Below are 11,517 nucleotides of genomic sequence, written 5' to 3'. Positions count from 1 at the left end.
GTTATACTTTTCAACGACTTCCCTGACCTTAATGAGTTGCCATTGCTCCAGGTTGTAAAGTTCGATCCCTCCTTCTCCTACCCAATCAATGAAATCAAGTTGGGTTTGTTTGTTGAAGTCGAGCATATAAGAGACTTCGGTAAGTGCCGGCCAGGTAGAGATCAACCGGCCTTCAAAGCTCTTCATAAACTTCATCATTTTTTGATGATGCTGATCGTCTTTATCGAACAGAGCTATTATAGGGCCGGCGTCAATCAGAGCGCTTGTCACGGATCTTCGATTTTATTCTGGATTTATAGGTGGTAGAACGATCGTTCTCTCCACTACCGTTCTTTCCAAAGTAGCGGGCTCCTATCTCAAAGGGTTTGTTATATTTTTTTTCTTTCGCCATATACTCCACCAAAGCTTCTTTTATGATATCAGATCGAGAAACTTTCTTTTGATTTGCCAAGCTCTCTAATTCTTTATCGATATCTTCGGGTAATCGTACGGATCTCATATTAAATTTATTGTTTTACAAAATGTATTACATTTTTCCCAAATCTTCAACACTTTATCTCTGATACTAAAAAACCCTGCCTATTGCGATAATAAGCAGGGTTTTAAAAATTATAACCTAAAGTGTTCTACATGGATGGAGTTGAATATCCACCGAATGTATTCAGAATATCCATTAGTCCTTCTCCGGGAAGCAAGGGTTCAACACCATAGTAAAGCGTAAGTATTGCAAGAATAGCAATAGTGCCTTTGTAGAGAAGTGTTGGCGAAAACAATTGAATGGGTTGATGCTCCTCTCTGAAGTAGAGATAAACCATCACTCGTAAATAGTAATACACACTGGCGGCACTGGCCAACACACCAACAATGGCTAACCCGATCATCTCCGCATTAATGGCAGCCGCAAACACATAGTATTTACCGACAAAACCTACCAAAGGAGGAATTCCTGCCAGCGAGAATAAAAATACGGAAAGTGAAATACCCATCAGCGGTTCTTTGTAGCCTAAACCGGCGAGATTTTGAACCTGGTTGAAATCCAAGCCTTTGTTACGCTCATAGTAAGCGATCACTCCAAAGGCTCCAACATTCATGATGGTATATGCAAAGAGGTAAAAAAGTACTGCACTATATCCTTCAATAGTTCCTGCTGCCAAACCAACAAGTGCATAGCCGGCGTGAGCAATACTTGAGTAAGCCAGCATTCTTTTCACATTATCCTGAACGAGTGCAATGATGTTACCAAACACCATGGTGATGATCGCAATCACGCTTAACACCAACTGCCAGTTCAGGCCTTCCATAATTGGCAATGCTCTTGAAAGCACAAGTATAAAGGCAATGAATGTCGCGGCTTTAGATGCCGTTGCAAAATAAGCGGTAAGTGTGGTTGGGGTACCCTGGTACACATCTGGAGTCCACATATGGAATGGCACTGCTGAGATTTTGAATAAAAATCCTACAAGTAATAGTCCGGTACCGGCAAGGAACAGAAGATCAGTACTGGCTGCCGCTCCAATTTCAGGGATAGTCGTTGTTCCTGTGGCACCGTAAAGAAGGGCCATACCATAAAGTAAAAATCCGGTTGAAAAAGCTCCCAATAGGAAATACTTCAATGCTGATTCTGCACCTGACTTTTCATCCTTGATCAACCCTGCCATCACATATAAACAGATGGACATTGTTTCAAGTCCTACAAATAATGTGATCAGGTCATTAGATCCGGCAAGGGCTAACATCCCTGTAGTTGCAAATAAAATGAGTGCATAAGTTTCACCATAATAGTGTCCTATACCTCTAAGATAATCCTCAGATATAAAGACACAGAAAACAGCTCCGGCCAATATTATCATATTACCAAATGCTACAGGACCTCCATAAACCAACATTCCTGAAAATGCGGTATCCAGATTAGTATCTAAGGCTTGCATGCTTACTATAAGTGCAGCCACCAAAGAAAGTGCTGTGATCCAGAAATTGAGGAGGCTTTCTTTCTTAAAAGATTCCACAACAACAACCACCAAACCGGCTACGGCGGTGATGACTCCGGGTAAAAAAGCTTGTATATCGCCTAAATAATCCATTCGCTAATTTTATAAAACGCTTTCTATTGCTTTAGCCAGATCTAAGTCTTTTTGAGTGACTTTATCTCCGGCATCATGTGTACTTAACTGAATTTTCACGGTGTTATACACATTGAAAAGTTCAGGATGATGTACTTGTTTCTCAGCTTCAAGACCAACCCGAACTATAAATCCGAGCGCTTCGCTGAAGTCATTAAATTCAAATTCTTTTTTGATCTTGTCATCGCCAAATTCCCATCCTTTCAGAGAACCCAACGCTTCTTGAATATCATTTTTGGAAAGTGGTTGTGCCATGATCTTATTTGGTTGTCGCTAATTGTGATTCTGATTCACTTACATCATAAAATTTTGCGGTCCAGTTAGGCAACTCTTCATTGCGAGCTTGTTCCAAAACGGCTACGCTTTTTGCTTCCGAAGCTTCGATCAATTCTGTAACCTGAGCTTCAGAATACTTTGTAAAATCTACGGGATGAACTCCGATCCAAAACATAAAGATCACCAAAGGAACCAATAACCCGATCTCACGGCCATTCAGGTCAACTAATTTTTCATTTTCAGGATTAGTGAGCGGGCCGAACATCACGCGCTGGAACATCCATAGCATGTAAACCGCAGCCAGAATAACACCGGTAGTCGCAAGTATTGCAAAAACTTTATTGTTATACAGTTCGGAAAAGAAGGAGCCGTTTAAAATCAGAAATTCTCCAACGAATCCATTCAAGCCGGGAAGTCCTATAGAAGCCAAAGTAGCTATCATAAACATTACCGTAAATACCGGCATCTTTTTAGCAATACCGCCAAAGTCTTTGATCATACGTGTGTGACGTCGGTCATAGATCATTCCAACTATAAGGAATAATGCTCCGGTTGAAAGTCCGTGATTGATCATCTGAATGATCGCACCCTGTACGGCAACGGTATTCAGAGCAAAAATTCCCAATACCACAAAGCCAAGGTGACTAACCGATGAATAGGCAACCAATTTCTTAACATCTTTTTGAACCATAGCCACGAGTGCACCATATATAATTCCAATCACAGCTAGAGTGGCCATCCATGGAGCAAATTCCATAAAGGCATTTGGGAAGATCGGCAGACAAACGCGGATCAAACCATAAGTACCCATCTTCAGCATAATGGCTGCAAGTACCACGGAACCTGCTGTAGGAGCTTCGGTGTGAGCGTATGGCAGCCAGGTATGGAATGGAAACAGTGGCACTTTAATACAGAAAGCCAGTGCAAAAGCGAGGAATAAATAGGTTTGCTCAACAAGTCCAATCGTGTAGATATCACTGGATAAGAATCTCCAGTCGGTGGTAAAACTAACACCTCCTCCCATTGCTGCGCCGGCATCATATCCTAAATAGATAAGCCCAACCAACATGATGAGTGAACCTACCAGCGTATAAATGAAAAACTTAACAGTAGCCTGGATTCGTCCGGCTCCACCCCAGATCCCAATAAGGAAATACATCGGAATCAGTGAAAGCTCGAAAAATACGTAAAACACCATCAGATCCAGAGAAGCAAAAACTCCAAGCGAAGCGGTTTGGAGGAGCAACAGCATGCTCAGGTATCCTGCTAAATGCTTTGTTACGGAATTCCAGGATGACAAGATCACGATCGGTCCCATAAAGGTAGTCAGCATGAAAAGCAACAAGCTTAATCCATCCAGGCCTACCAAATATTTGATATCCAGGGATTCCATGAGACGGCCGCCTTCGGTTAAGAACTGTGCAGTACCGGAATTGGCTACATCAAAGCCGAACATAAGCGGCAGCGAAGCCAGGAAGGTAATGATAGTCACCAACAGAGCGATCCACTTTCTGGAGTTTTCATTCTTGATCAAGAGGATCAGCGGAATTCCTAACAGTGGTAAATAAATAACGATATTTAAAAGTGTTTCCATCAACTAATTTGTGACAATTACATTACCATTAAATAGAGAATTACAATTACGCCGATCACAAATGCCAGCGCATAACTTGATACCACACCGGTTTGAACATAGCGGAACAAGCTGCCAAATAACCTGACCGTTCCGGCAGTAGCGTTTACAAAACCATCCACAACTTTCATATCGAACACAGCGAGTACTTTATCTGAAAATCTCACCAGCGGACGAGAAACCAACCCTTCGTATACTTCATCAAGATTATACTTGTCTTGCCAAGTTTGGTACAGACCGCCAAATCGCTTAGCAAGTTTTGCATCTGACTCAAGCTGCTGATTATTGTTGTACATCCTGAATGCTGTAAATACACCGGCAACCGCAATGATAATAGAGACGGACATCAGCGCCCATTCTATTCCGTGAGAAAGTGTAAGCTCATAATCGGCGGTGACGTTATACAACCAGTTGTGCAGTAAATTGATATGAGCTTCTTCGTGGGTGAAGGTTTCTACTATGAAATTGGGTACTCCCAAAAATCCACCAACCGTGGCAAGCCCGGCTAAAGTCCATAATGGAATGGTCATGGTAGCGGGACTTTCATGTAAATATTTTTCTGCACCGATAGCTTCTTTGAATCGTTGCCCCAGTTTGAATTCACCGTGGAATGTGGTGAGTGTTAAACGGAACATATAAAATGCAGTAAGGAAGGCAGTAATAATTCCAACTACCCAAAGTGCCATGTACATGTAGCTCCCAAATTCTCCTGCGCCGGCATTGGCAGTCATTGCAAGTACTTCATCTTTTGAAAAGAAACCGGCCAGTGGCGGGATACCTGCAATAGCGATCGTAGAGATCAAAAAGGTTTTGTAGGTGGAAGGCATGTACTTTCTTAATCCACCCATATTGCGCATATCCTGCGGATCGAAATGAACTTCTTTGCCATCATGTTCCAACTCATGCTCAACATGATGCATGGCATGAATCACAGATCCGGAACCAAGGAATAAACAAGCTTTAAAAAATGCGTGTGTTACTACATGGAACATCGCTGCGGTAAATCCACCGGCACCCAGAGCCAGGAACATATATCCCAGCTGCGATACAGTTGAATAGGCAAGCACGCTTTTAATATCGTTTTGAGTAATGGCGATGGTGGCTGCAACAATAGCTGTGAGCGCTCCAATAACTGCAATGATCAACATCACTTCAGGCGACATTACAAACATCGGTGACATTCGGGAGATCAGGTAGATACCTGAAGTTACCATGGTAGCGGCGTGAATAAGAGCTGAAACCGGTGTGGGGCCTGCCATCGCATCCGGCAACCAAACAAATAATGGGATCTGGGCTGATTTCCCGGTTGCTCCGATAAACATCAGCAAACCAATTCCAAAAATATACTCACTGGAAAAAGCATCCAGGTTACCAAGGATCACATCAAAACTCAGGCTTCCTACAGTTTGAAATACCATGAACATGGCGATCAAAAATGCAAAGTCACCGATACGGTTGTATATAAAAGCTTTTTTGGCTGCATCTGACTTCGCCATATCCTGATACCAAAAACCGATCAGCAAATAAGAACAAACGCCTACGCCTTCCCACCCAAGGAATAACAGTAACAGGTTATTACCTAAAACGAGATTCAGCATCGCAAAGATGAACAGGTTCAGGTATGCAAAAAACTTCCAGTAGCCTTCGTCATCCGCCATATACCCCATGGAATACAGGTGGATCAAAAATCCAACGCCGGTAACCACAAGGGTCATTAAAATTGAAAGCTGATCGAGACGGTAGGCAATATCAACACTGAAGCTACCTACTTCCATCCATGTGAACAGCTTGTAAACCACCGCATCAGAATCGGCGTTGAGGTTTAGAAAGAAATAAACTGCGATCAGAAAGGGAACAAAAACAGCCACATTAGCGATAATGCCTATTAACTGTTTCTTATTTCGATAGTTCTCTGCGAATAGCCCGATGATCCCGTTGATCAAAAAGCCGGCTAATGGAAGAGCAATAATGAGAGAAAACAACGCCGTAGCGGATTCCATTTATTAAACTTTATTTGTTTACGATAAAAATAATGTAACCGCGGCTACCACGGCTCCGAAATGGATGGCAAAGATACAAAAAACTTTAGGAAGGTAAAGAGCGTTTTGGATGAATTTTAAGGAATTTAGGGTATGGAAGAATATTGAACATTGTAACATTTTTCGACTTTGGCTCTATTTCAATTTATTGCAAAATATCACTCTCTGCTAAAGCTTGCATCATGGTATTCTCATTCCTCAAAACCCCTATCTAATCCATCGCGCCTAATGGAATCGGGCAGTCTATAGAAACCGTGATCGCTCTCAATAGCTCTTTTTCTCGAATTGTGATTTTCTTATCGGCTACAACACAATGTATCATAGCACTCGCGATATATTTTTTCACCGGATTTGCCGATGCCGCCAGCTCATCTATAACTACGTCGAGTTGGTCAATTCCACATTGATCTTCAGGCAATAAACGAACATTCCCGGGTATCACTTTTTGAATAGGCTTAAGACCTGCCTGCCAGGCAGATTCCGGATCTTCATCAGAAACATATGACAGCGCAGAAAGCAGTATAGAAATTTCCTCCCCAAGCGTTTTAAGATGATGATGGCGAATTTCAGGGTCTTTTGTTTTGGTGAAAGCGGTATCAAGTTGTCTCTCAATAAGCTTTTCAACTGCAAATGAGAAGATGCTTTCACTTTCATGTGCAAGCTTTCTAACCATTTCCCGGAAGGACTTGTACTGGGTGTCGCTCATCTTTCGTAATGCAGGAAAAGATAATTCAGCCAAAGGTAAATGCCACTTTCTCTCCCCTTTGATAAGGTGTGAGATCAATTCTTGCAACTGCTTGGCCATACCCTCCTCAAGCTCATTATCAATCCATTCGGGAACAGTTTCTTCTTTGGTGTCACTTGCTGTTAACAGCAATGCATAAATTAGCACTTCTGCAGTAAGGGGTTCATGGGCAGCCTTTTTTAGAGGATCGGGAATTTCGTGCAACAGTTTACCGGCTCGAGTTACATTATTGCCATTGAGTGTCCCGATGGTTGCAAGAATAACCTCCGGTGTCAGGGCCGGATGTCCGGCTACTCCTGATTCAGACTTTTGTTTCAAACCGGAAACATGATCTTCTTGAAATTTTTGCCGGATGTTTTTTACTCTCTTGCTGTTACTTCCACTTAGTGCAGGACTGATGGCTTTAATACGTTCTTCAATGGGTGGATGTGTAGAATAAAGTTTATCAAAAAAGGAACTAAAGCTGCTCGCAAAGAAAAGATGGCTCATCTCCATGGAGTGACCATCCTGAATTTCTGCTCCATTAGCACTTTGTGATATTTTCTTGAGTGCCCCGGCCAAGCCATCCGGGTTTCGGGTGTATTGAACCGCTGCTGCATCGGCCAGGTATTCTCGCTGCCTTGAAATAGCCGATTGTATCATTCTCCCAAACAACATTCCGATATATCCAATAACAATCAGTGCCAACCCAAAAAGCAGGATCACTAATTTAGATTTACCACCTCCATTATTATCCTTACTGCTTTTCACCCTCATTCCGCCCGAATAAAACATACTGCGAATAACGATCATCCCCATGATATGTATAAGCAGAATGCCGTTGAGGATGCCGATCAAGCGAATATTAAGACGCATATCTCCATTGAAAATATGGCTGAATTCATGTGCGATAACACCTTGTAGTTCATCCCTATTGAGCTGCTCGAGAGCACCCCGGGTTACTCCCACCGCCGCATCCTGAGTGGTAAGCCCTGCAGCAAAAGCGTTGATGTTTTCTTCGTTGTCAAGAACATAAATGTCCGGCACAGGAAGGCTCGATGCGATTGACATTTCCTCAACAACATTCATAAGCTGCTTTTCAGCCAGATCGGTTGTTGAGGGCTCCAGTTTTCGACCACCCAACATTTCAGCAACGGCTGAGCCACCCTTCCGAAGCTGAGCAATCCGAAATAGTGTTCCTACAGCTATCACCATAAATACTATAGAACTGACAACTAAGAGTAATCCCGGATTCCAAATTGAACCTGATACACCCTGTGAATAGAACAGAACCATTACGACCAGGTACACCGACAACACAATACCAACAACAGCCAGCAGATATAAAAATACAAGCTTTCCTGTATTCCGTTTTGCACGATCCTGTGCTTCAAAAAAATCCATCTATACCGTTAATTTAGAATATTGTTTTTTGAGTGAGCAAGGCAGTAATAACTGCTTTGTCGATAGAGATGATGCAAATCAAAATGAGACTTTAGGAGCTTCACGCTCTTCAGGAGAATCGATTTTGAACTGCTGAGCCGGAGAAAATCCTAAGGCACCTGCAAACAGCACATTGGGGAATTTTTCACGATAGGTATTGTAATTCATTACGGCATCATTAAAAGCCTGACGTGCAAATGCGACTTTATTCTCCGTAGATGTAAGCTCTTCTGAAAGCTGCATCATGTTTTGGTTAGCCTTCAGATCGGGATAGTTTTCAGAGAGAGCAAATAATCGGCCCAATGAACTTGTCAATGTTTGTTCAGCTCCCATCAGGTTTTGCATGGCTTCGGGATCACCGGGCTGATCGGCAGCCTTCTGTTCGGCTTGCTGCGCCTGGTTTCGGGCCTGAATAACTCCTTCCAGGGTCTCACGCTCATGCTCCATATATGATTTTGCGGTTTCTACCAGATTTGGGATCAAATCGTAACGTCTTTTTAGCTGAACGTCAATTTGAGCAAATGCATTTTTTAGGCGGTTTTTGAGCGTAACCAGTTTATTATAAATACTAACCGACCAGGCAATTACAATAACCAGGATGATTACAAGTATAATTATTGCAGTCATAGTTTTTAATTTGTTTAGTGAATGTCTTTTTTAAAACTAAATTTTGTTCTCACAGAATATACAAGTTGTTAGTTGGGGTGCAAATGCTGTTTTTTATATCCATGGTTTTTAACTCATTGTGACGGGCGATCCCTAAACTGATCACTCAATCCGGTAGTCTGCCGTGGCATTCCCAGCGGAGCGTTGGGAACGAGACCACATCTCCTTCTCTTATTTACAATCTTTAAACGCCTCAACACTAAAACATTTCTCAAATTATTTTTTAAAGAATTAAATAGGTACTATTTTACCAAAAAAGAGTTTAGGAACTCATGCGTTACTCATAACGTTGTTTGCAATGCTCTTTAAAAGTTTTATAAAACCGGCTATATAATATAGACTTCATATTCCATCGATTTTCATTTCGGGTAATTCTTAGAATTTGTATGTTTGAAGCCATTAAAAAATCCACTAACCCTAATTCATCAGAATTTTGAAATCATTTTCTGTTCAAAGTCCGATCGTTTCTTTCCTTACCCTGATGGGTTTTTGGTATATTATGAGTGGATTTTTTGATCTTACTCATACCCTCATGGGTATATTTAGCGTGGGCGTTGTGATGGCTATCAATTACCGGCTAAAAAAGCATACGTACTTTGAAGGGGAAACCGATGTCATTAAAGATCTGCGATTTTTTTATATGCCCTGGTATTTTGGATGGCTATTGCTACAAATCGTAGTTTCAGGTATTCATGTCGCAAAAATTTTATTGAGCCCATCTCTCCCAATTAAGATGTCCGTTGTTAAATTTAAAGTGAATTACCCTAATCCACATTGCAAAGTGATTCTCGGTAATTCCATCACCTTAACACCCGGAACTCTGACTGTAGATATTCGTGGAGATGAATTTATTGTACACTCTATCTCACCCGTTTCTTTCCAGGGTATTGTCAGTGATGAAATGCCCCGGAAGGTTTTGAAATTATTCACCAACGAAATGCATACCGTGGTTACAGATTTTGAAGTAATACATAGCAAGGAGGAATTTAGTTAATGGAATCATTTTTCCTCTATGCTGCCGTTGTTTTGACCGCTATTATTGCCGTACCTGCCTATCGCGTAGTTAAAGGCCCTACGGTTTTTGACCGACTGGTTGGAACTAATGCTATAGCCACCAAAACCATTGTACTCATTTGTTTGATCGGTTATGTATTTGGGCGCATAGATATGTTTATCGATATCACATTAGCCTATGCTATTTTAGGTTTTATAGGCTCCCTTACCATTGCAAAGTATTTTTCATCCAAAAGTATAAATGTCCGGTTTGATGATTGATTTCACTTCCATATTAACCATCGTTTTTGTTGTTGCAGGGATTTTCTTCCTGCTGATTGGGAGTATGGGTATCATTCGCCTGCCGGATTTCTACTCCCGAACCCACGCCACCAGTAAAAGTGATACGCTAGGGATGATGCTTGTTATTATCGGACTCATGATCTTTGAAGGGCTTACGATCAACAGTGGAAAATTATTACTGATATTACTTTTTATCCTGTTGGCAAATCCCATTGGAGCCCATGCGTTGGCCCGGGCTGCACTGAATGCAGGACTTAACCCCATTTTTCCTGAACAAAAAGAAGACAAAACGGAAGGCTGATGTACTGGGAACTTGAACTTATATTATTCATCTTTTTACTGATCACGGCCGTCATTGCGCTGGAGTCTAAAGATCTGTTGGTAGCATCTGTTATGTTAACCATGTTCAGCTTCCTTATGGCATTATTATTTACCACCATGGGCGCCGTTGATGTTGGATTTACCGAAGCAGTTGTCGGGGCCGGGGTGACAGGGATTTTATTAGTCGTCGCAATTTACCGAACCACTTATACAACAGAAGATTGAAGTATCTAAAATTACTTTTGATCATAGCGTTTACCCTTGTACTGCTTTTTGCAGCGGCAGATTTGCCATATCGTGGAGATCCTGATAATCAGATGAATCAGGAAGTAAGCATGACAGGTACGGTAGTGCCGGGCAACTACTATATCCAAGAGGCTTACAATGATGCCCACACCCCTAACATCGTAACAGTGATCTTAGGTGACTATCGTAGTATTGATACTCTGGGTGAACAAATTGTGATCTTCACCGCAGGGCTTATTGTAGTCTTGTTACTTAGAAACCGTAAGGAAGGAGAAGAAAATGACGGATAGTTCTTCAAGCCCCATCATTTTATTGGGAACCCGATTTTTAAGTCCATATATCATGGTATTTGGGTTTTATGTGATCTTCCACGGACACTATTCTCCCGGTGGAGGTTTTCAAGGCGGCACCTTATTAGCCGCTTCCCTCCTGTTGATTCGCATTGCCAGTGGCACAAAAATTGCTAACCTGCAATTCAAAGATTATTTAGCCACTCCATATGCGGCACTCGGTGTAGTTATTTATTTCGGGACCGGCCTCTTAGCCATGATAATGGGTGGATATTTCCTCGACTACGAACAACTTCCCATCCCGGGACTTGAGGCTGCAGACCTGCGCTATTGGGGTATTTTGATTGTTGAACTAGGAATTGGACTCACCGTAATGACCGTCCTCGTATTGATCTATGATAATATGGTAAAAGGAGAAGACTATGCTTGATTTCTTTATGGGACATTATGCGTATTGGTTTAC

Annotated in this window: 14 protein-coding genes; 6 read left to right on the top strand and 8 right to left on the bottom strand. The window is 41.9% G+C overall.

Annotated elements, in window-relative coordinates; genetic code table 11:
• From VFM80_RS08625 to VFM80_RS08590, 8 genes are all read right to left on the bottom strand, one after another.
• Window positions 1-270: type II toxin-antitoxin system VapC family toxin (locus VFM80_RS08625; RefSeq protein WP_395071424.1), on the bottom strand; the 270-nt coding region annotated here is incomplete at its 3' end.
• Window positions 251-499 carry a CopG family ribbon-helix-helix protein gene (locus VFM80_RS08620; RefSeq protein WP_395071423.1) on the bottom strand — a complete coding sequence of 83 codons (249 nt, stop codon included), beginning with the start codon at window positions 497-499 and terminating at the stop codon, window positions 251-253. The genes VFM80_RS08620 and VFM80_RS08625, both read right to left, overlap by 20 nt.
• A 127-nt stretch (window positions 500-626) precedes the next feature.
• The gene (locus VFM80_RS08615) at window positions 627-2,081 is read right to left on the bottom strand and encodes an NADH-quinone oxidoreductase subunit N (protein WP_395071422.1); all 1,455 of its coding nucleotides are present in this window, start codon (window positions 2,079-2,081) and stop codon (window positions 627-629) included.
• Window positions 2,082-2,090: 9 nt separating this feature from the next.
• Window positions 2,091-2,375 carry a 4a-hydroxytetrahydrobiopterin dehydratase gene (locus VFM80_RS08610; RefSeq protein ID WP_395071421.1) on the bottom strand — a complete coding sequence of 95 codons (285 nt, stop codon included), beginning with the start codon at window positions 2,373-2,375 and terminating at the stop codon, window positions 2,091-2,093.
• A 4-nt stretch (window positions 2,376-2,379) separates the two neighbouring features.
• Window positions 2,380-3,990, bottom strand: a complete 1,611-nt coding sequence (locus VFM80_RS08605; RefSeq protein ID WP_395071420.1) for a complex I subunit 4 family protein — start codon at window positions 3,988-3,990, stop codon at window positions 2,380-2,382.
• A gap of 17 nt (window positions 3,991-4,007) precedes the next feature.
• The gene (gene nuoL / locus VFM80_RS08600; protein WP_395071419.1) at window positions 4,008-6,029 is read right to left on the bottom strand and encodes an NADH-quinone oxidoreductase subunit L; all 2,022 of its coding nucleotides are present in this window, start codon (window positions 6,027-6,029) and stop codon (window positions 4,008-4,010) included.
• Between the two features lie 250 nt (window positions 6,030-6,279).
• Entirely contained in the window at window positions 6,280-8,196 is a 1,917-nt protein-coding gene (locus VFM80_RS08595; protein WP_395071418.1) for a M48 family metalloprotease, read from the bottom strand.
• A 78-nt stretch (window positions 8,197-8,274) separates the two neighbouring features.
• Window positions 8,275-8,862 carry a LemA family protein gene (locus VFM80_RS08590; protein ID WP_395071417.1) on the bottom strand — a complete coding sequence of 196 codons (588 nt, stop codon included), beginning with the start codon at window positions 8,860-8,862 and terminating at the stop codon, window positions 8,275-8,277.
• A 472-nt stretch (window positions 8,863-9,334) separates the two neighbouring features.
• Between VFM80_RS08590 and VFM80_RS08585 the strand changes: the two genes are divergently transcribed.
• From VFM80_RS08585 to VFM80_RS08560, 6 genes are read left to right on the top strand one after another with little or no spacing between them, the layout of a single operon-like run.
• Window positions 9,335-9,895 (top strand): Na+/H+ antiporter subunit E, encoded by a 561-nt coding sequence (locus VFM80_RS08585; protein WP_395071416.1) that lies wholly within the window; start codon window positions 9,335-9,337, stop codon window positions 9,893-9,895.
• On the top strand, window positions 9,895-10,176 hold the full coding sequence (locus VFM80_RS08580) for a monovalent cation/H+ antiporter complex subunit F (RefSeq protein ID WP_395071415.1): 282 nt from the start codon (window positions 9,895-9,897) through the stop codon (window positions 10,174-10,176). Before VFM80_RS08585 ends, VFM80_RS08580 begins: the two co-directional genes overlap by 1 nt.
• Entirely contained in the window at window positions 10,157-10,498 is a 342-nt protein-coding gene (gene mnhG / locus VFM80_RS08575) for a monovalent cation/H(+) antiporter subunit G (RefSeq protein ID WP_395071414.1), read from the top strand. The genes VFM80_RS08580 and mnhG overlap by 20 nt, the downstream gene beginning before the upstream one ends.
• On the top strand, window positions 10,498-10,743 hold the full coding sequence (locus VFM80_RS08570; RefSeq protein ID WP_395071413.1) for a Na(+)/H(+) antiporter subunit B: 246 nt from the start codon (window positions 10,498-10,500) through the stop codon (window positions 10,741-10,743). Before mnhG ends, VFM80_RS08570 begins: the two co-directional genes overlap by 1 nt.
• Window positions 10,740-11,054, top strand: coding sequence for a hydrogen gas-evolving membrane-bound hydrogenase subunit E (gene mbhE / locus VFM80_RS08565; RefSeq protein WP_395071412.1), 315 nt, complete (start codon window positions 10,740-10,742; stop codon window positions 11,052-11,054). The genes VFM80_RS08570 and mbhE overlap by 4 nt, the downstream gene beginning before the upstream one ends.
• Window positions 11,044-11,484: an MnhB domain-containing protein gene (locus VFM80_RS08560; protein ID WP_395071411.1), complete on the top strand. Its 441-nt coding sequence runs from the start codon at window positions 11,044-11,046 to the stop codon at window positions 11,482-11,484. Before mbhE ends, VFM80_RS08560 begins: the two co-directional genes overlap by 11 nt.
• Window positions 11,485-11,517 lie beyond the last annotated feature (33 nt).

It is taken from the genome of Gracilimonas sp., assembly GCF_035704785.1.
Lineage (GTDB): Bacteria > Bacteroidota > Rhodothermia > Balneolales > Balneolaceae > Gracilimonas.
Note: the sequence above shows the minus strand (reverse complement) of the source record. Positions and strands in the feature narration are given on the sequence as shown.